The 21,465-nt window shown below is 28.8% G+C and carries 20 protein-coding genes; 6 read left to right on the forward strand and 14 right to left on the reverse strand.

The window, feature by feature from the left end; genetic code table 11:
- Nucleotides 1-19: 19 nt before the first annotated feature.
- From ACMCMH_RS00380 to ACMCMH_RS00415, 8 genes are all read right to left on the reverse strand, one after another.
- On the reverse strand, nt 20-1,726 hold the full coding sequence (locus ACMCMH_RS00380; protein ID WP_412725961.1) for an ABC transporter ATP-binding protein: 1,707 nt from the start codon (nt 1,724-1,726) through the stop codon (nt 20-22).
- Entirely contained in the window at nt 1,723-3,738 is a 2,016-nt protein-coding gene (locus ACMCMH_RS00385; protein WP_412725963.1) for an LTA synthase family protein, read from the reverse strand. Before ACMCMH_RS00385 ends, ACMCMH_RS00380 begins: the two co-directional genes overlap by 4 nt.
- Before the next feature lie 21 nt (nt 3,739-3,759).
- Nucleotides 3,760-4,122 (reverse strand): diacylglycerol kinase, encoded by a 363-nt coding sequence (locus ACMCMH_RS00390; RefSeq protein ID WP_412725965.1) that lies wholly within the window; start codon nt 4,120-4,122, stop codon nt 3,760-3,762.
- Nucleotides 4,115-5,014 carry a lipid A biosynthesis lauroyl acyltransferase gene (locus ACMCMH_RS00395; RefSeq protein ID WP_412725967.1) on the reverse strand — a complete coding sequence of 300 codons (900 nt, stop codon included), beginning with the start codon at nt 5,012-5,014 and terminating at the stop codon, nt 4,115-4,117. The genes ACMCMH_RS00390 and ACMCMH_RS00395 overlap by 8 nt, the downstream gene beginning before the upstream one ends.
- The gene (gene waaC, locus ACMCMH_RS00400) at nt 5,007-6,032 is read right to left on the reverse strand and encodes a lipopolysaccharide heptosyltransferase I (RefSeq protein ID WP_412725969.1); all 1,026 of its coding nucleotides are present in this window, start codon (nt 6,030-6,032) and stop codon (nt 5,007-5,009) included. The genes ACMCMH_RS00395 and waaC overlap by 8 nt, the downstream gene beginning before the upstream one ends.
- A complete protein-coding gene (locus ACMCMH_RS00405; RefSeq protein WP_412725971.1) occupies nt 6,033-7,490 on the reverse strand; it encodes a Ppx/GppA family phosphatase in 1,458 nt (485 codons plus the stop codon).
- 1 nt (nt 7,491) lies between these two features.
- On the reverse strand, nt 7,492-7,743 hold the full coding sequence (locus tag ACMCMH_RS00410) for a YfhL family 4Fe-4S dicluster ferredoxin (protein WP_412725973.1): 252 nt from the start codon (nt 7,741-7,743) through the stop codon (nt 7,492-7,494).
- Nucleotides 7,744-7,838: 95 nt separating this feature from the next.
- Nucleotides 7,839-8,489, reverse strand: coding sequence for a recombinase family protein (locus ACMCMH_RS00415; RefSeq protein WP_412725975.1), 651 nt, complete (start codon nt 8,487-8,489; stop codon nt 7,839-7,841).
- 196 nt (nt 8,490-8,685) lie between these two features.
- Here ACMCMH_RS00415 and ACMCMH_RS00420 point away from each other — a divergent pair, with 196 nt between their 5' ends.
- The 6 genes from ACMCMH_RS00420 to ACMCMH_RS00445 all read left to right on the forward strand — a co-directional run bounded on the left by ACMCMH_RS00420 (nt 8,686) and on the right by ACMCMH_RS00445 (nt 14,330).
- Entirely contained in the window at nt 8,686-9,237 is a 552-nt protein-coding gene (locus tag ACMCMH_RS00420; protein WP_412725977.1) for a UbiX family flavin prenyltransferase, read from the forward strand.
- A gap of 1 nt (nt 9,238) precedes the next feature.
- Nucleotides 9,239-9,721 (forward strand): pantetheine-phosphate adenylyltransferase, encoded by a 483-nt coding sequence (coaD, locus tag ACMCMH_RS00425; RefSeq protein ID WP_412725979.1) that lies wholly within the window; start codon nt 9,239-9,241, stop codon nt 9,719-9,721.
- Nucleotides 9,722-9,725: 4 nt separating this feature from the next.
- Nucleotides 9,726-10,313, forward strand: a complete 588-nt coding sequence (gene tmk / locus ACMCMH_RS00430) for a dTMP kinase (protein ID WP_412725981.1) — start codon at nt 9,726-9,728, stop codon at nt 10,311-10,313.
- A gap of 74 nt (nt 10,314-10,387) precedes the next feature.
- Nucleotides 10,388-11,251 (forward strand): universal stress protein, encoded by an 864-nt coding sequence (locus ACMCMH_RS00435; RefSeq protein ID WP_412725983.1) that lies wholly within the window; start codon nt 10,388-10,390, stop codon nt 11,249-11,251.
- Between the two features lie 153 nt (nt 11,252-11,404).
- The gene (metG, locus tag ACMCMH_RS00440) at nt 11,405-13,363 is read left to right on the forward strand and encodes a methionine--tRNA ligase (protein WP_412725985.1); all 1,959 of its coding nucleotides are present in this window, start codon (nt 11,405-11,407) and stop codon (nt 13,361-13,363) included.
- A 7-nt stretch (nt 13,364-13,370) separates the two neighbouring features.
- Nucleotides 13,371-14,330, forward strand: a complete 960-nt coding sequence (locus tag ACMCMH_RS00445) for a hypothetical protein (protein ID WP_412725987.1) — start codon at nt 13,371-13,373, stop codon at nt 14,328-14,330.
- Here the strand turns inward: ACMCMH_RS00445 and ACMCMH_RS00450 are convergent.
- From ACMCMH_RS00450 to ACMCMH_RS00475, 6 genes are all read right to left on the reverse strand, one after another.
- On the reverse strand, nt 14,320-15,045 hold the full coding sequence (locus ACMCMH_RS00450) for a sulfite exporter TauE/SafE family protein (RefSeq protein WP_412725989.1): 726 nt from the start codon (nt 15,043-15,045) through the stop codon (nt 14,320-14,322). The two genes, ACMCMH_RS00445 and ACMCMH_RS00450, sit on opposite strands and share 11 nt — an antisense overlap.
- 9 nt (nt 15,046-15,054) lie before the next feature.
- Complete coding sequence (cysE, locus tag ACMCMH_RS00455) at nt 15,055-15,777, reverse strand: serine O-acetyltransferase (protein ID WP_412725991.1); 723 nt, start codon at nt 15,775-15,777, stop codon at nt 15,055-15,057.
- Nucleotides 15,774-17,591, reverse strand: a complete 1,818-nt coding sequence (gene speA / locus ACMCMH_RS00460; RefSeq protein ID WP_412725993.1) for a biosynthetic arginine decarboxylase — start codon at nt 17,589-17,591, stop codon at nt 15,774-15,776. Before speA ends, cysE begins: the two co-directional genes overlap by 4 nt.
- A 39-nt stretch (nt 17,592-17,630) precedes the next feature.
- Complete coding sequence (locus tag ACMCMH_RS00465; protein ID WP_412725995.1) at nt 17,631-18,029, reverse strand: DUF423 domain-containing protein; 399 nt, start codon at nt 18,027-18,029, stop codon at nt 17,631-17,633.
- A gap of 83 nt (nt 18,030-18,112) precedes the next feature.
- Nucleotides 18,113-20,686, reverse strand: coding sequence for a bifunctional aconitate hydratase 2/2-methylisocitrate dehydratase (locus ACMCMH_RS00470; protein WP_412725997.1), 2,574 nt, complete (start codon nt 20,684-20,686; stop codon nt 18,113-18,115).
- Nucleotides 20,687-20,814: 128 nt separating this feature from the next.
- The gene (locus tag ACMCMH_RS00475; RefSeq protein ID WP_412725999.1) at nt 20,815-21,417 is read right to left on the reverse strand and encodes a class II aldolase and adducin N-terminal domain-containing protein; all 603 of its coding nucleotides are present in this window, start codon (nt 21,415-21,417) and stop codon (nt 20,815-20,817) included.
- Nucleotides 21,418-21,465 lie beyond the last annotated feature (48 nt).

The raw sequence follows: 21,465 nt of genomic DNA on the forward strand, positions 1-21,465 counted from the left end.
TTACTTAATTCATATTCTATCAAGATATAGAACCAGATAATCGCCTATATTCAGAACAGTTTTCTAACAATTCTTTTTCGCTCCCACTACACACTATTTCACCTGCTTTAAAAACCGCAATTTTATCAGCATTTTTAATAGTACTCAACCTATGTGCTATCACAAAAGTTATCTTATCTTTTGAAATCTCTTCCAATACTTGTGTAATGATAGACTCTGATTCATTATCAAGTGCTGAAGTAGCTTCATCAAATATTAATATATTTGGATCCTTATATAGTGCTCTTGCTATTGCTATTCTTTGTCGTTGACCTCCGCTTAGATTTGCTCCAAACTCGTTTAGAATAGTATCTATACCATTTTCCATTTTCTCTACAAATTCTAATGCATACGCTTTTTTTAGAACTTCTTTAACCTTTTTCTCGTTATATTCATCTCCAAATGTAATATTAGCAGCAACTGTGTCATTTAAAATATATACTCTTTGGGTTACTATAGATATCGAATCTCTTAAACTTTGAAAAGTAAATTCTTTATAATTTATATTATTAAATTTTATTTCACCTTCAGATTGTTCATAAAACCGTAACAATAAGTTTACTAGTGAACTTTTACCCCCACCACTATCACCAACTAGTGCTATTGTTTCTCCAACATTAGCTTCTAGATTTATATTCTTCAAGGCTAGCTTATCCCCATATTTCAATGAGATATTATCAAATACTATATGATTTATTTTTTCATTTAATTCAAATGAACCACCATGTATTTCATTTTTTTGATTAAATACATCGTTTATTCTTTCATTTGCTGCTATTGCCTTTTGAAATTTATTATAAACTGTTGCAATATGTTTAATAGGTGTATATAACATAAATAAAGCTGTCATAAAAGAAAAAAATTCCCCAACAGTTAGATTACCATCAATTACCTCTTTACCACCAACAATAATAACACTCGCAGCAGCAATAGAACCAACAATTTCCATAAAAGGTGATAATAATGCATTTGTTTTTACACCTTTCATCACGATACCAAACATCTTTTTATTTTCTCTTGAAAATTTATCTGCTTGATTGACTTGAGAATTATTTGCTATAATCAATTCAATATTATTAAATATCTCACCTAAAATAGACATCAATATAGATGCTTTTTTTTGTGTTTGATGTGAAATTTTTTTCATTTTTTTAGCTAATAATGATAAAGGGTAGATAATTACAGGAAGAACAATAAGTCCGAAAAAGGCTAATTTTGGGCTTTGATAAATCACGACAAAGATTAAACCTACTATTGTCATTGATTCCATTATTAGTATAGCTATTTGAGAAGATACTGCACTTTGAATTGCATTGATATCATTTGTCACCCTACTTAACAATTCACCACCATGCTTATTTTGAAAAAACTTTATATCTAACTTCATAATATGAAATAAAAACTTATCTTTTATTATTCTTATAATATCAGTTCCGATATATGATATATAATAAGTCTGAATATATTTTCCAAAACCTTTCATTGCATATAACAAAATAACGACAAATGGTAAGATAGCAAGCATTGTTTCATCTTTATTGATAAAGATATCATCAAGAACTGGTTTGATAACATATGCTGTTCCACTTGTTCCAGCTGAAACCATAATCATACCTATAATAGCAAAAAAGAATTGTTTTTTATAGTTTTTATAGTATGGTAAATATTGTTTTAAAAACTGTTTCATTCTTTATTTCCTTGAGTTGAAGCATTTTTAGAATATTGTTTCACCAAAAATTCTGATATTGCTAAACTTGCTTTATAATATTCCAGCATTTTATCCGTTTCATTTAAATTTTTAAATTTTTTTATTTTATTTTTTGAGCTAACAACTAGTGACCCATTAAAGCCATAGTGTTCCACACTATTATTAAAAAGATTATGTCCTATTGATATATACTCCTTGTTGAATAATGTTAAATTATAAAGAGTAGGAAAAATATCTTTGTGCGATCCTGTCACTTTTGTATCGATTACTATTTTTTCTTTTAAATCTTTTGGAAGATAGAAGTATAGCGGAATATTTTTAGAGTTTAATAAATGGTTATCATCGTATTTCATGATTCCATCTACTGTGTTGTTGTCTGCTGTTACTACTACTATGGTATCATCTTTAAATTTTGAATTTTTGAACTTATCTAAAAAAATTCCAACTTGATCTAATGCATACGCGTACGAAGCAAATCTTTGTTGTGCTAATTCAAAGTCTCCTGTAATATGATTTTTCAGTTCCTTTGTATATATCAAACTTTTTGATTTGTAATCACTTGGAATATTATATGGTGGATGATTATTTGTACTAAGTGCCATAATAAATTGTTTTTTGTTACTATTTTGTAGTTTATTCATAATGTGAGAGTACAAATACTCATCAAATATTCCCCACGGATGAAAATAATTATCTTCGCTTTTTGTTTTATCTTTAAGACTATTGAAAATATTCATTTTTCCTTCCATATTATCATAGCCTTGGTGTTTTATAAACTCTCCCAAATTTCGCCATGTAAGATCTCCACCATAAATAAAATTTGTTTCATACCCTGAATCTTGATATAAAAATGCTGGGCTATATTTAAAACTTGTTTGTTTATAAACAGACTGAGAAAAAGCAAAAGAGTTTGGTCTATGAGGAATATTGAGTAACAAAGCTTGTAGACTAGATATAGTACCATCTCCAGCAGAGATCATATTTTTTAATAATATATCTTTTTCAAAATGCTTTTTTAAGTGTCCCAAAATATCAAACTCTTTACTTTGATACTTCAAAATAGGCATACCAAAACTTTCAACCATAATTATAACTACATTGTATTCTTTTGTATCCGGTTTATTAGTTTTAAAAGTGATGTTTTTAAGGAGGTTTTCTCTATTTATATCTTTTGTCCCTTTATACACTTCAAAAGCTTCTTCTATATTATGTTTATATCCAGTTACCTTTAAAAGATCATATTGTCTTGATAAATATTTTTTTCTTACGCTTAGCGCGCTAGTAAGTGATCTTACAGCATTATGAGATACTTTATTTATAAAATCATTTGTTGAAACATTTGGAATCATTTTTCCTAAAGGATACATCCCAAATGTACCACGAATAATTAAAAAATTTAGTAAAAAAAGCGTTATAAACAAAAATATAGATAACTGCAAAGTTATAATTCTATTTTTTGTATTCAATGAGATATTAAAGATTTTTCGTATTAAAAAAAATAATAATCCAAAATACAATAGAACAAAAAACAATATAAGAATCACATTATAATTTTGCCAAAATGTAATTAACAGAGCTTTTGTATCATCATCAAATAATCCAAAAAATAAAATATTTATATGCTCTTTAAAATAGGAATAAAATCCAAAGTCTGCTCCGAATATTATAGAAACAAAGATAAAGCATAAAAAAAGATAATAGAGTAAAAATCTATTCAAATAATGGAACATAATATCTTTATTGATATAGTAAACAAAAATAATTAAAATGGTAGGTAGAATTTGAATATATCCAATAACAGTTAAGTCAATTCTAAAACCAAGAAAAAAAGCTTTTAATATATCGTATGCAAAATTATCATAGCTTTCTAAAGGAGAATAATAATTAAAAAAAGTCAACCTAAATATAAACATTATTGTTAAAAACAATGCGTAAACTAAAAATAACCTCTTGAAAATTCCAATTGTTCCTGTAACCCTATTTTGATTCATAATACTCCTAAGATATTTTATTTAAAAAGCAAAATTATATAAAACAACACCCCAACACAATAAATGCAAGCCAATAGTAAACATAACAGCTGTCGATCCTATATCTTTAGCATTTTTTGCTAAAGGATGAATCTCTTTTGTAACAAGATCTACAACATTTTCAACTGCACTATTTAAGAGTTCAACTATCAGTACTAAAAAAGCAGTAGCGATTAAAATTAATTTGTATACTAACTCTAAATTAATATAATAAATAGCTATCATTATGAAAATTCCAGCTATCAGTTCTAGTTTAAAAGAACTTTCTGTTTTGAAAGCATGAAGAAAACCATCAAGTGCATATTTTGTATTTTTGAAAAGACTATATCTTGGTTTATTATTCATTGATTTTCTTCTTATACATCTCTTTATGATATTTTTTAAATCTTTTGTGTTGCCACAACCATTGATCTGGTTTTTTCAATATATGTTCTTGCATAACATTTGCTTGAGCTTGTGTAAAGTTTGCTATTTGATTCTCACCTTCATAATCTTTTGGTTCTAGTGGCTGATAAAATGTTGCTGTGTATTTTCCAAAACTATCCATAGTAAAAAATAATGGTAAAACAATCGCATCAAATTTTATAGCTAATCTTGAAGCAGAATCAGCTTGTTTAACCTTGTGACCTAAAAAATCAACATCTATTCCTGAACGATTATGCTGATCAATTACCAAACCTAAAATTCTGTTATTTTTCAAGGCTTTTACAAGTCCCCTACTTGCATCTCTTTTAGTTAACATCTCTGTATTATTTTTAGTTCTTGTTGCATCAAGTTCTTTATTTAAATACTTGTTATTCATAGGACGACCTACCATTGTGGTTGGTGCATATTTCAAAGGGATAAAAGTATTCCCATATTCCCAGTTACCATAATGTGCAGTTATAAGTATGATTTTTCTTTTATTTTTAAGAGCATCTAAGATATAGTGTTCGTTTTCTATTGTAATTTTAGATTCAAATCCTTTCAAATCTAAAGTTTGATTTTCAACAAACTCATAAATATTATATATCAAATTTTTATAACTATTTTTTATAATCTCTTTTTTTCTCTTTTCACTAATCGTATTTCCATATACCATATCAAGATTTATTTTAGCGTAATATTTATGCTCTTTATTTATCAAATATAAAAAAGAGGCTAATCCATCTAAAAATATTTTCACAAGAAACTTTGGTAATAATAAAACTGTAAATTTAAAAACTTTATACAGTACAAATAGTAGATAATCAACCATTCAACAATTCTTGTGAAATTTTTACGATTTCAGATACTTTTATATCTTTAATGGAAAAATCATTTTTATCAAGAGCAAAAGGATCAACTTTACTATTTGATTTTACTACTTTATTTATATTTGTTATATAAGTGTTTCTATATTCAGGAGTATTTCCAAAAATTGTAATCGAAGGTACATTTAAAGCCCATGCCATATGAGTAGGTCCCGTATCTCCTCCTATTACAAGTTTTGCATTTGCAATAATATTTTTCAAATCATCAAGATTGCCTTTTGCAGCTGTTTTTATAAAGTTAGATTGAGAACTTAACCATTGTGCAGTTTTCAGTTCAGAGTCATTTCCCCAAACTACAAGTATCTCTTCACCAAGTAATTGTGCTAATTCTAAAAAATGCTCTTTTGGATATATTTTATTTTCTTTGGAAGCACCAACTACAAAAATGATACTTTCACTTTGATCTTGTAACTCATTTTGTGTAAATAAAAATTTCTCTTTATTTAAAATATCACTGTCGTTGATCTCTATATTCAATGACTTAGCTATAAGTTCCAGATTTCGTTTTATTACATTTTGATCATAACCAATAGAAACTTTTCTATCATAAAACCAACTAGCAATCCCTTCTCTTATAGAATCTTTATCAAAACCAGAAATAATACTTCCTATTATTCTTCCACCAACTATTTTTGATACAATTGCAGATTTTAATAATCCTTGAGCATCAAGTACCACATCATAATTATTTTTTGCATACTGATTTAATAGTTTTATTTGTTTAAAAAACTCTAATTTATTTTTTTTGATAGATTTTAAATTTACAGGTAAAATTTCATTGATGTGTGGATTGTTTTCCAATACACCTTGAAAACTTTCTTCCACTATCCAATCAATAGTAACATTTGGGAGATGTTTTTTGATAAACTGTAAAGCAACCATAGCATGAATAATATCACCCATAGCAGAGAGTTTAACAATGCATATTTTGAGTATTCTACTGTTGTCATTTTCAATATTCATCTAGTTATATTCCACAAGCAAGTTTATAGGAGCTTTTATATTCTCTAATCCTTTTTTTACAAGATACTGAGAATTTGAAGAAGTTATCTTAAGATGATTTTCATTTAAAGTGTACTGATACTTTGTTTTCGTATATTCACTATTTAAAGAGAGATTCAATGTCATCATATAGTTTAGCCATCTTACAATTTCCAAATCTGGTAATAAAGATTTAAACTCTTCTATATCTTTTTGTTTTGGTAAAGATTTTTTTGTAAATTTCGCTATGGTTGCAATCAGTATTTTATCTTGATGAGTAAAACCATAACTTAAACCATTTAAAATATACCAAAAAGCATGATCTTCATTTTTATCAAAATCTAAAGAGATCCCTATTTGTTCTAACTTAGAAGCTATCACTAAAATTGAACGATATTTTTCATCCAACTTATGCAAAGGTTTTAAAGTTTCAAAAATATTTCGTGCGTTGTTTCCCAAATAGCCACTCATAGACTCATCATCAACAAATCTATCTAACAAACTTCTAATACTTACATTGAAATTTGCAGGAAATTTATAATTTGAAGTTCTCAGTATATCGCTAAGATAAACACCTTCTCGAACACCAACACCACTAGTAATTACTTTTTTGACCTCAAAATGTTTTAAAATCATTTTAAAAATAATCGTACCACTTGAGATTGTGTCATATCTATCTTTTTGAACACCTAGTTTTTTAAGCTCTTTATTTGAAGATGCTTCAATGATATCTCTAAAAAATGGTATTTTTTCTTTTGCCTTATATTCAAAGCCATGTAAACTGTCTAAAGGATATTTTTCATTTTTAATAATAATACGACTTAATGCTCTTGCACTTCCACCAAGTCCAACAATAGTTGGTAACTTCTCTTCAATACTTTGAAGTTGTGAAACAATATAATCCTTTGCACCTTTGATATCATTTTTGTTTAAGAACAATTCTTTGATACGAACTGTCCCTATATCTAAAGAAACACTTTTTGTAATTTTACCATTTTTTACAAATGCAAACTCTGTACTTCCACCACCAATATCAACAGTTGTAAACTCATCACAATCAATTAAATTCAATGCAGCAAGTCCACCATAGTAAGCTTCTTTTTCACCATCTATAACTTTTATATTTAACTGTAGTTCTTTTGATACTTTTGTTAAAAACTCTTTTTTATTTGGCGCATCTCTTAGGGCTGATGTAGCAACACATAATATTTTTCTTGATTTTAAATTTTTAGCAATTTTTAAAAATGATTCTAATGCATCGAAAGCTCTTTGCATTGGGATAGGTTGAAGATTGCCATTATTTTCATAACAACCCTCAGATATTTTTACTTTTGATTTTGATTCATTTATTAAATGAAAAGCAAAACGGCTTGTTTTTTTAAAAACAACCATCCTCATAGAGTTTGAACCAATATCAATGATGGTTGTAATTTTTGCCATTTTATTCTTCTTTTTCTAACTGGTCAAATTTAAATTGTAGCTCTTCCATAGTTTCTTGGTTATCTGGATCTAATACAATACAATCAACAGGACAAACCTCTATACATTGTGGTTCATCAAAACTTCCCACACACTCTGTACACATATCAGAGTCAATTATATATATCGGATCGCCCTCTTCAATAGCTTCGTTTGGACATTCTTCTCTACACGCATCGCATGCAATACATTCATCTGTTATCATTAATGACATATTAATATTCCTCTAATTAAATTTAATGGATTTATAACCTATTTTTCTTTAATAATATCTTTAATTTTCTATTTAAAGAGATAAAAATTCAAATTTTAGCTTGCTAGTGAAGAATGTTCTGTTTGAGTAACAAGATCTTCTCTTATATTTCTTTTTTTAACATAGTTGTTCAAACCAATATGATTGTTGTATCCTAACACTTTTGCAATTTTTCTAACACTCAATCCAACAGCTAACAACTCTTCAATTTTGTCTCTTTGTAAATCGAATTTTGATTTTTGAATAGTACCTTTTGGTTTTCCTAAACTTATACCATCTAATTTTTTTGCAGTTAATGCTTCTTTTGTTCTAAGACTCATCAGGTCTTTTTCTAAATCAATAGTCATACCAATAACACCAAGTATCATTTTGGTCAACATATCATCATTACTAACAAAGTCTAGATTTTGTTTTACACTAATAATTCTAACACCGTGAGATAATAAGTATTTAATATTTGATAAAATCAAAGCCGTTGTTCTTCCAAATACATTAATATTATATACAATAACAGTGCATCCATTTTTACATGTTTCTAAAATCTTATGAATATTTTCCTCTTCATTCGGAACATTTACTTCAACTTCTATATTTTTTTCTAACTGAAAATTATTTTCTTTAATATATTTTGCTATCCCTTGTGCTTGATTATTTGTATATTCATGATTGTTTTTATTAACTCTTATAAAACTTGCTACTTTTTTCATTATTTTACCTTATTATATATTTTGTATAAATTTAGTTTAAATATATTACAATTTCATTTGTTTTAACTTTATTTGTTATACAGAATGTTACACTACAATTCCTTAATCTAATATTAAGAATTGGTATATAAATTAATTAGAATATGTATAAAAGTGATTTTTTGATAAAATAATTTTTTTATTAAAAGGTTAAAATTTGAAAATAATAGTAGGCATAACAGGTGCATCAGGAACACAATTGGGATTTAAATTTTTAAGTCTTATTCCTAACGATATTGAGGTATTTGCAATTGTTTCTAGTGCTGCTAAAAAAACATTACAACTAGAAGAAAACCAAAAATATTCTTTATTGGATAATGTTACTTATCTAGATGATAACAATTTAGCTGCACCAGTTTCATCAGGTTCATTTCAAACAGATGGATATATCATAGTACCTTGTAGTATGAATACATTGGCTAAATGCAGTGTAGGTATATCAGATACACTTATAACAAGAGTATTTGGTGTTATGCTTAAAGAAAAAAGAAACATTGTCTTAGCACCAAGAGAGATGCCATTTAATTCTATTCAATTAGAAAATATGAGTAAACTTTCCACTTTGAATGTAAATATAGCCCCACCAGTCCTTGGGTACTATAGTGAACAACAAACTTTAGATGATATGGAAAATTTTATAATTGGTAAATGGTTTGATTTACTCCATATTGAACATAACCTATACAAGAGATGGGAAGGAAAAAAATAATATGGCTAAAAATAAAAAAGCAATTTATAGTGGAACATTTGATCCCATTACAAACGGACATATAGATATATTAAAAAGGGCCTTAAAAGTATACGATGAAGTTATACTAGCCGTTGCAACTTCTGCAGCAAAACAACCTATGTTTAATATAAATACACGATTAAAGATTATACAAGAAGCTACAAAAGATATAAAAGGTGTTTCTGCTAAGTCTTTTGACAGTTTAATTGTAGACTTTGCACAAAAAGAAAATGTGTATAGTATTATTAGGGGTTTAAGAACTACTACAGATTTCGAATATGAGCTTCAAATGTCTTATGCAAATCACTCATTAGATGCGGAGATAGATACTATTTTTTTAATGCCCGCATTAGAAAATGCTTTTGTGAGTTCATCTATAGTAAGAGAGCTTATCCGTTTTGAGGGGGACTTTAGTCATTTAGTTCCACATGAAGTAATCGATCTTATAAAAAAAGGAAATTAAATATATGTATGTATTATTAGAAGGTATTGACACAGCTGGAAAATCAACACAACTAGAGATACTAAAACAAAAGTATCCGGAAGCTATTTTTACTAAAGAACCAGGTGGTACAGAATTAGGTTTAAAACTTAGAGAGATGGTTTTATCTGGCGAAGCAAAATCAAAAGTAGCAGAGATGTTTCTTTTTTTAGCAGATCGTGCAGAACACAGTTTTCAAGTCGTTAAAAAACTTAAAGATGATAATATACTTATTAGTGATAGAGGTTTTTTAAGTGGAATAGCCTATGCTAAAACTGCTCCTTTAGAGATTGCAATTTCATTAAATATCATGGCTTTAAATGGAGCTATGCCGGATAAGATAATTATTTTAGAACTTTCAAAAGAGGAACTTGAGTTTAGACTTAGTCAAAAAGAGCAAGATAGTATTGAAAAAAGGGGAAGTAATTATTTATTAAATATTCAACAAAGAATGATCGATGCTATAAATATGATAAATACAATGGGTGAAAAAACCATTGATTTGTTAATTATTGATGCTACAAAAAGTGTAGATATCATATCAAAAGAGATAGAAACTTTTTTAGAAAAATAATAACCTACGAAACCATTGACAAAACAAGATTTAATAGTTACAATTCTCTTTTAAATTATTAAGGGAAGTATATTATGAAAAAATTTAACAATATTGTGGTAGGTTTAGATATATCAAAAACAAGTATATCTGTTTTACAAAGAGCTTTTTTATTAGCAAAAGAGAGTGATGCAAAAGTTACTATTGTTCATGCTATCAATACAAGTTGGTTTACAGAACTTTTCTCATCATCAAACTTAGAAGAGTTACAGACTCAGACAAGAAAAAATATTGAAGAAATTATTGAACTAATAGATACAAAAGATATTGAATATTCAATTCTCATTGATAAAGAAAGTGCTTCAACATTAGTTGTAGAAACAGCAAAAAAATTAGATGCTTGTTTGATAATAATTGGTGCAAATGATAAAGAAAATAAAGATATAACTCTATTAGGTTCAACAGCACACAAAATTGCACAAAATAGTAAAATGCCAATTATTATTGTAAAAAGTGATTCTGTTAAGGAATATAATAACATTGTATCATTTAGCGACCTATCTGAAATATCGTATGCTAGTTTAAAATTTGCTAAAGATTTTTTCAAAAAAGATGCTATCCAAACTATCTATGTGTACAATCAAATGAGTGAACTTACATTAAAATACTATAATAAGTTTGATCAAAAAGATAAAATACATACAGATATTCAAAATAAAGAAAAAGAAAAGTTAAATATATTTTCAGATACATATAATGTAAAAGAGATTGAAGCTATCGAAACAGAAGCGGGTGTAAGTAGTGCATTATTAAGCTATGCAGAAACACATAAACCTGATTTGATTGTTTTAGGTTCAAAAGGTGTAAATAACACATCAGCATTTCTGTATGGTTCAACAACTTCATATCTTATGGAAAATTTAACAAACGATTTATTAATCTATGTTCCAGAACAATAAAAGGTAGTTTTTCTACCTTTTATTTCTCCTATTTTATAACCCATTCATTATTTTTAATACAATTCAAACTTTCACTTTACCTTTTATAAAATCGTATTCAGCATTTTTTAGATATAATCGCGAATAAATATAATATAGACTCAAGGAAAAAAAATGTCAGATTCATGTAAAAAAGTATATATAACAACACCCATCTATTATGTAAATGATGTAGCACATATAGGTCACGCTTACACAACAATTATTGCAGATATGTTAGCTAGATATAGTAGATTAGCAGGGTATGATACATTTTTTTTAACAGGTACTGATGAACACGGTCAAAAGATTGCAGATAGTGCAGCAGTTAGAAATAAATCTCCAAAAGAATATGCAGATGAGATAAGTGGCAAGTTCAAAAACTTATGGGATGATTTCGATATATCTTATGATAAATTTATCAGAACAACAGATGAATATCATAAAATTGGTGTTCAAAAAGCATTTCAAAAAATGTTTGATAAGGGAGATATCTACAAAGGAAACTATGAAGGTAATTACTGTGTGAGTTGTGAAACATTTTTTACAGATGCACAACTAATAGACAACGAAGGTTGTCCAGACTGTGGAAGACCTACTACAATAGTAAAAGAGGAAAGTTACTTCTTTAGATTGTCAAATTATGAAGATAAATTACTTGCATTATACGAAAATAATCCAGAGTTTATTTTACCAAAAGCAAAAGCAAAAGAGATTGTAAACTTTGTTAAAGCTGGACTACATGACTTATCTATCTCTCGTACATCATTTGATTGGGGTGTTAAACTTCCAGACTCAATGAACGACGACAAACATGTTATGTATGTATGGATGGATGCTCTTATGAACTATATCACTGCTTTAGGATATGGAACAGATGAAAAAAATATGGAATTTTGGCCAGGTAAAGTACACTTAGTTGGAAAAGATATTTTAAGATTTCATGCTATTTTTTGGCCTGCATTTTTAATGTCTTTAGAGTTACCTCTTCCTGATCATATTGCTGCTCACGGTTGGTGGACTAGAGATGGTGAAAAGATGTCAAAATCAAAAGGAAATGTAGTAGATCCTAAAGAGATAGCCGATGCTTATGGTTTAGATGCATTTAGATATTTCATGTTAAGAGAAGTACCATTTGGTCAAGATGGAGATTTTTCTCAACGAGCTTTAATGGATAGAATTAATTCTGATTTAGGAAATGACTTAGGAAATTTATTAAATAGAATCCAAGGTATGAGTGGAAAATACTTTGACTTTAAAGTTACAAGTAAAGATGTAGAAAAATATCATCAAAAAGAGTTAGATGAAGCACATGAACTTATAAAAAATGCAGAACCTTTAATTTATAATATGCAAATCAATAGATACTTAGAAGAATTATGGAAAGTATTAACTATTGCAAATAAAGCAATTGGAGATTATGAACCATGGGCTATGATGAAAAATGGCAGAGAAGAGGAAGCTATGGCTTTAGTTGCTCTTATTGTAAATATTATGTCAAAAGTTTCGATTATGTTAGACTCTGTTATGCCAGAAAAGATTGCTCAAATCGCAAAATCTTTAGGTATTACAGTAGATAATGCTTCATACAAAGCTCTTATTATAGAAAAAGGTATCGTTGCAGATACAGTTATTACTAAAATTGATGCCCTATTCCCTAGAATTGAAGAAGAATTAATAGCAACAGCTGAAGTTCAAAAAGCAGAAACAGTTGTAGAAAAGCCAAGAAAAGAAGCACAGAAAAAAGAATCTACTTCTGAAGAAGACAATATCATTACTATCGATCAGTTTTTTGAAACTTCTTTAAAAATAGGTACAATTGTAGAAGCAGAAGAAGTACCTAAATCTAAGAAGTTATTAAAACTACAAGTAGATGTAGGAGAAGAAAACAATAGACAAATCTTAGCAGGTATCAAAGAATTTTATTCTGCAGAATCGTTAGTAGGAACACAAGCTTGTGTAGTATCAAACTTAAAACCTGCAAAACTAATGGGTATGTTAAGTGAAGGTATGCTTTTAGCAGCAAAAGATGAGAATGGTTTATCTTTATTACGACCAGAAACTTCTAAAGTTGCTGGTACAAAAGTAAGCTAAGTTATCTATGCAAATATCAGCACTAACTGATATCGTTGAGGGGAGACTTCTAAACTCCCCTTCAATATCATTTATCACACAAACACATACAAATATAAAAAAAATCAATGAAGGTGATGCATTTTTTGCACAAAACCAGTCAGATATAGAAGAAGCTATCTCTAAAGGTGCTTTTGCAATTATTACAGACTTCACTCCAGATATTTTAGACAATGAGATAGCATGGATACAAGTTGAAGATTTTTTAAAATCAGTATCAAATATACTTAGATATAAACTTTTAGAACATAAAAATAAATTTATTAAAACAAATAAAATCTTTTTTAACTTATTAAATATATTTAAAAATAAAGAGCTAGCTAATGTAATTTTACTTCAAAATGACCTTGTAAAAGATTTTGAGATTCTTAACTCACTAGAGAGTGAGAAATTGATTTTTGGAACAGATTTAGAACTTCTAAATGCAATAAGTGGAGATGTTATGATATTGGAAAATGAGCAGTTTAATATATTAAATCTAACAAGCCATTCATTATTTGAAACATCATTTTCACATAAAGATAAATTTTTTGATAAGATAAAACTTCCAACTGTGTATATTAATGATTTACTGCAACAATTGGAGCTTTTTAATTATCAATTAGATTTAAAAAAGTTGAATAACTTCAATCTATTCAAACCTGTTTTTTTAAACAAAAGTAAACAAATAGTACCTTATGGACAAACAAACCGCTTTATTTTAGCAAATCAAGATAATGATATTGCTCGCATTGAAATTGATTATCTTAAAGAGTATTATAGTTACGGAGATATACAAATTTTAGATACATTAGGTTTAAGTGACGATGAGATATTCTATAAAATAAAATCTATAGATTGTAATGCTTTATATTGCAAAAATATTACAATTGATAGTGTTATCTCTATCTTAGAAAGAAATCATAAAATCGACACTCTTATAATTTAAATAATAAAGATACAATAATTACTAAATACAAGCCCAAAGTAAGATTCTTGTATGATTTTATTTGTATTTTTTGTTTGATTTGAATACCAATAAACACACCAAATAATGAAGCAAGACCTACTATAAATCCTTCATTGAAAAGCATATGTCCATTTGAGCTTAAACTTACAAAACCTGCAATAGAACTAAAAATAACAAAAAAGAGTCCTAAAGATGCAGCGTCTTTTAATTTATAGTACATAAAACCTACTAAAATTGGTGTTAACATCACTGAACCACCAACTCCAATACTCATAGCGATAATACCAATAAAAAACCCAAGAACTAAAAGAGGAAATTTATTATGTTTTTTTACAACTTTACTATGTTCTACAGGGCTGATATAAATGGTAATAATACCTAAAATAATAATAAATAAAAAAAGATATTTGAGATATTGTCCATCAATATTAGGAACTATAAACCCACTTAAACTTCCACCTAAAAACCCACCAATGCCAATGATAATACCATCTTTTAAAAGAGTTTTATTTTTTTTATAATTTAGCAAGGTTCCATAAGTTGAACTAAAAACCATCTGCATAATAGATATAGCAACAGCACTTTTCATATCAAAACCATAAAGCAAAAGCATCGGTACAAGAATCATACCTCCACCTACTCCAAAAAAGCCTGAAACAAATCCTGTAATAATACCTAAAAATATCAATTCCATAAGTTACAACTACTCTTTACTTTCCATCGCATCAATAAAATTTTCATAAATAGATTCTAATTCTGCATCTTCACTTGAGACATCAATTCCATCATACTTTTTAAGTGCATGTTCTAAAACAGCAACTCTTTTCAAAAGATATGAAAACATCTCTTTTGATACATCTGGTAAATTATTGTGATCTAAAAGAGAACTTTCAGTGCAATCTTTATCTTTTCTTTTGATAATTCTAGCAGGAATACCAACAGCTGTTGAACTACAAGGAACATCTTTTACTACCACAGAATTTGCACCTATTTTACAATTTTCACCAATGATAATATTTCCTAAAACCTTTGCCCCACTCCCTATAACAGTGTTATTTTCAATAGTTGGATGCCTCTTTCCTTGACTTAAACTTACCCCACCTAGAGTAACACCTTGATAGATAAGAACATCATCACCAATGATAGTTGTTTCTCCTATAACCACACCAAAACCATGGTCAATAAAAACACGCCGACCTATTGTTGCAGCAGGATGAATATCAGTATTTGTTAAGAGTTGACTAATTCCACTTATAAATCTTGCAACTCTCTTAAAACCTTTTCTATAAAGGCTATTTGCAACTCTATAATTTATAATAGCCCAAACCCCAGGATAGTTAAAAATTAATTCTAATTGTGATTGTAATGCTGGGTCATTTTTTTTAGGTAATGAAAAATCCTCTTTAATCGAACTCCATAAAGTCATATTGAACTTCTCTCCTCTATTTGTGTTGTTTTAAGATAACTATTATCTTCTAAATATTCTTCTAACTTTTCTTTCAAATCATTATCATTCGTAGTACTTAAAAGCTTATCTACAATTTCAGTAGTATCATAATCTAAATCTTCAAAAATATCTAAAATACTTTGTGATTTTATGAAAGACTCAACTTTCATTTCGTCATTTGTAAATATAATATTTACTTGAGATGGAGAACTAAAAAGATTATGCTTCATCCCTAAAGTATCTTGATAAGCTCCAACTAAAAAGAAACCTAAAAAATATTCCTCTTTGGCTAAATCAACATCATGTAGATACAATGGCTTATTTGCTTTGAATGGAATTTCACCATCACTATCACAAGTAATATCCCAGATATTAGCACTTCTTGTTGCATCTTTATCTAAATGTGTTAAAGGCATAATAGGAAATTCTTGATCAATACCCCAAAAATCAGGAAGTGATTGGAAAATTGAAAAATTTAAAAGATATTTTTCTTGAATTTTATCATCTAAAATTTTGAGTTCTCTATCATTTTTTGTATCTTTTAACTTTATAGCTTTTTTTATAATAAGATTTGTTAAAACTTCAGCATTACTTCTATCTGTTAAGTCAACATATCCCAAATCAAATAGTGTCAAAATAGACTCTAAATGCTCCAAACTATCATGCATATATTCTTTTGCATTATCTTTTGTTATATCATTGTATAAAAAATACAACTCTTCTATGATTGGTGGATTTTTTTCTTTTAAGCGGATATTTGAATGATTGTATTCACTTGAAAAAAGTTCTAAAGTAGGTGCGATTAGTACAGAACCTGGTGATGCTATAAATCTACCTGATTCAGTAAAAATATTTGGTGGTTTTACACCATTTTTTTCACTTATATCTTTAAGTGTAAATACAACATCATTTGAAAACTCTTTTAAACTATATTGGATATTTCTATTAAATTGAGAATACTCAATTGCTAAACCTCCACCAATATTAATCGAATCAAGACCATCTGCACCCATTTTTTTTAACTCTACATAAATATGTCCAGATTCTTTAAGTGCTTTCTTTAAAGGACTTATACTATTCATATCTGAACCAATATGGAAATGTATCATTTTTAAAGCATTGGTCAAATTATATTTTTGTAACATCTCAAATGCTTGTAAAATCTCCATAGAACTCAAACCAAACTTAGAATTGATACCTCCACTTTTCGCCCATGTTCCACTACCTGAACTATGCAACCTTACTCTTAGTCCTATATTTGGACAAGGAAGATTAAGTTCTTGATATACTTCAATAATAGTTTCTAATTCATTCAAACCCTCAATAGTTAAAGTGATATCATGACCTTGATTTTTGGCTATAAAACCTAAAACTATCATCTGTTTATCTTTAAAACCATTTACAGTAATAGGCGAGTTTTTATTATTATACGACATAGCTAATAATAATTCAGCCTTACTACCAGCTTCCAATCCATAATTTAACGATGCACTTGATTGTAACATCGGCAAAATATGATTTGGAAACTGGTTTACTTTTAAAGGAAAAACAGCATAAAATTTAGAATCATACGCATAGCTTGTAATAGTTTCATTAAATGTCGAATATAATTTATCTATTTGTTTTTGTACTATATGAGGAAATCGTAAAATTAAAGGACCAGTATTACCCTCTTTTCTCACACTTTTTACTATTTCTAAAAGAGAGGGATTTGTTTTATAATTTAATTTAACTAATCCTTTGTCAATAATAAAGTTATCATCACCCCAAATATCAATACCGTAATTATTCAATTTGCATCCTTAAAATAACCGAATTATACCAAATTAACTTTAATCATCTATCTTTAACTCTTTAAAAATAATATATCCTAGCAAGATCCATCCAATAATCATTAAAGACCCACCAATAGGTGTTATAGCACCAAGCCACATTATTTTTGTTAAAGCTAAAGTATATAAAGAAAAAGAAAAAATCATTGTTCCTATTAATATCAAATAAAATGATTTAACTATTTTAGATGATCGAGGAAGGAGAAAAGATACAAAAGAGATGAAAAATAATCCTAAAGCATTATAAAACTGATAGGAAACTGCCTTTTCATAAATTTCTGATGAATATTCATCCAAATATGGCTTTAAACCATGTGCTCCAAATGCTCCTATTGCAATTGTTATTGCCATCATAAAAGCTGCAATTACCATGAAATTTTTCGTATTTTGAGTTATCATCTATTTTCCTCTATTTTATATCTAAATAAAAAAAGCCCCATCATAAAGATGAGGCTTCTCTAAAAGCATTTGCTTTAAATATCCTATGAATGAACTAAGTTAGTTAACTCATCCGCAGAAACTTGGTGGAAGTTTAAGTATTTATAAATATCATCTCTTTTTTCAGGAGTGATTTTTTTAGGTACCATTTCCATATATTCAGCTTTTGTTGGAAGTCTTCCTAGAAGTGCAGAAAGTGCCGCAACTTCAGCAGATCCAAGATAAACTTGAGAATCTTTACCAAGTCTGTTATCAAAGTTTCTTGTAGATGTACTAAATACAACTGCACTTTGAGCAACATTAGCTTGGTTACCCATACATAAAGAACAACCTGGGATCTCTAGTCTAGCACCAGCAGCACCAAATACAGAGTAGTAACCCTCTTCTGTAAGTTGTTGTTTATCCATTTTTGTTGGAGGTGCAATCCATAATTTAGCAGGAACTGGACCTTCACCTTTAAGTACTTCACCTAAAGCTCTAAATAATCCAATATTAGTCATACAAGAACCTACGAATACTTCGTCAATTCTATCAGTAACTCTTTTTGGATCAGCTAAAATGTTTGTTAATGTATCAACATCATCTGGATCATTAGGACAAGCTAATAATGGCTCAGTGATCTCATTTAAATTAATTTCAATAGTTGCAAGATACTCAGCATCTGCATCTGGTTGAATTAACTCAGGATTTGCAATCCATTCTCTCATTTTATCAGCTCTTCTTTGAAGAGTTCTAGCATCTTCGTAACCCTCTTCAATCATTTTTTCAATTAAAGCGATATTTGAAGATAAGTACTCAATAATTGGTTCTTTATCTAATTGTACAGAACAAGCTGCTGCTGATCGCTCTGCTGCTGCATCAGATAATTCGAATGCTTGCTCAACTTTAAGTTGTGGTAAACCTGAAATTTCAATTACATTACCAGCAAAAATATTTTTCTTACCTTTTTTCTCAACAGTTAATAAACCATCTTGAATAGCTTGGTATGGAATAGCGTTAACTAAATCTCTTAGAGTAATACCTGGTTGTAATTCACCTGTAAATTTAACATGTACAGATTCTGGCATAGTTAAAGGCATCATACCAGTTACTCCTGCAAATGCAACAAGACCAGATCCAGCTGGGAAAGAGATACCAATTGGGAATCTTGTATGAGAATCTCCACCTGTACCTACTGTATCTGGTAAACAAAGTCTATTTAACCAAGAGTGAATAACACCATCACCTGGTCTTAATGTAACACCAGATCTTGAAGTAATAAATTCTGGTAATGTATGTTGTAAGTTAACATCAGCTGGTTTTGGGTAAGCAGCTGTGTGACAGAATGATTGCATAACCATATCAGCACCAAAAGATAGTGCAGCAAGTTCTTTGATCTCATCTCTTGTCATTGGTCCTGTTGTATCTTGTGATCCAACTGTTGTACAAATTGGCTCTACATACATACCAGGTTTAACACCTTCAATACCACATGCTCTACCTACCATTTTTTGTGCTTGTGTAAATCCGTTTGTACTAGCTTCTGGTTGTGATGCTGTAACAAATGCTTCAGAAGCACCTAAACCTAAAGCTTCTCTAGCTTTTGCTGTAAGACCTTTACCAATAATTAATGGAATTCTACCACCAGCTCTCATCTCATCTGTTAAAGTATTTGGAGCTAAATCAAATTCAGAAACTACTTCACCATTTTTAAGGATTTGACCAGCGTATGGTTTTAAAGTAATTACATCACCTGTTTCTAGGTTATCAACTGGAGCTTGGATTGGTAAACAACCTGAATCTTCTGCTGTATTAAAGAAAATAGGAGCAATAATAGAACCTATTACAACACCACCTGTTCTTTTATTTGGAACACCTGGAATATCTCTACCCATGTGCCATTGAACAGAGTTAATACCTGATTTTCTTGAAGAACCAGTTCCTACAACATCACCAACATAAACTAAAGGGTTACCTTTTTTCTTTAACTCTTCCATTGTTTCAAGTGGATTTTCCATTCTTGATTGTAACATTGCTGTTGCATGTAATGGGATATCTGCTCTTGTAAATGCAACAGTAGCAGGAGATAAGTCATCTGTATTTGTTTCACCAGGAATTTTATAAACTGTTAATGTCATCTCTTCTTCAAGTGCTGGTTTATTTGTAAACCACTCAGCATTTGCCCAAGACTCGATGATTGATTTTGCTTGTGCATTACCAGCATCAGCTAACTCTTTAACATCATTAAATGAATCATAAACTAAGATAGTATTTTTTAATTGTGTAGCTGCTGCTTCTGCAACTTCTTCAATTTTAAGTGCATCAATAAGAGGAGTAACATTAAATCCACCCATCATTGTTCCTAAAATTTCGATAGCTTCAACTTTAGAAATAACTGAACATGTAGCGTTACCTTGAACGATATCATTTAAAAAAGCAGCTTTAACATAAGCAGCATCATCAACACCTGGTCCAACTTTATTTTTAAATAAATCAACAGCATAATCTGCATCAGCAGTATTAGCTTTTAAAACTTCTACTAGTTCAGCAGTTTGCTCAGCAGTTAATGCTAACGGTGGTAAACCACCTTCTTGTAATCTTTCTTCTGTATGTGCTTTATAATTTGCAACTAGATTCATAAATAATTCCTTTAAATAAATTTTATTTGAGTCATTTTATCCAATCAATTCTTATAATATTTTCTTATTCTTGAAAATTTACTTGATAATTTAAAATAGTGCTTACTTTTGTTACACTCAATAAAAATTTACAACATACATATCTTTTGTTCCATGTTAAATTGGGATTTTAAGGTAAGTAATCGACAGCTATTTTCTAATATTGCTACTTTCTTTATCAAATTATTCATATCTCGATCACACACATAAACCCCTACTCCTCGTATGATTACGACACTATTTTTTGACGATTGAAGTAGTCTTGGTATCTCTGTAACTGCTCTTTCATGCCATGTTTCAAAATCTCCTGGGTTATGTACAATAATACTATCGTACATCATTTTTCCAAAATAGTCTGCAAATTTTATTGTGCTATGTAAAAGAGAATATGCACAAGTGTATGGAGGCATTCCACAAGCTATATATTTTGCTTCATGTAGTTTTGTATAAATAGCTTTATGTGTTTCTGCTTCCATACTTGCCATATTCCAACTATAGTCCCTATGGGACATACTTAATTCACATAATGTAGACTCAATAATCTCATCAAATATTGCGTCTTTTGTGTTTATTATAAAGTTATCATGTTCTATTTTCTTTGATATAGACCCGTGATAGATACCAAAAAAATTCTTTCGAAATAATGTAAGTGATATATCAGATAAATGTTTAACAATCTTTTTGTCTACCATAGATAAAACCTTTAATTTGAATTGTGATATTATATCAATCTAAAACAC

It is taken from the genome of Arcobacter sp. 15-2, from assembly GCF_047159865.1.
In the GTDB taxonomy this organism is placed as follows: Bacteria; Campylobacterota; Campylobacteria; order Campylobacterales; family Arcobacteraceae; genus JAIOSF01.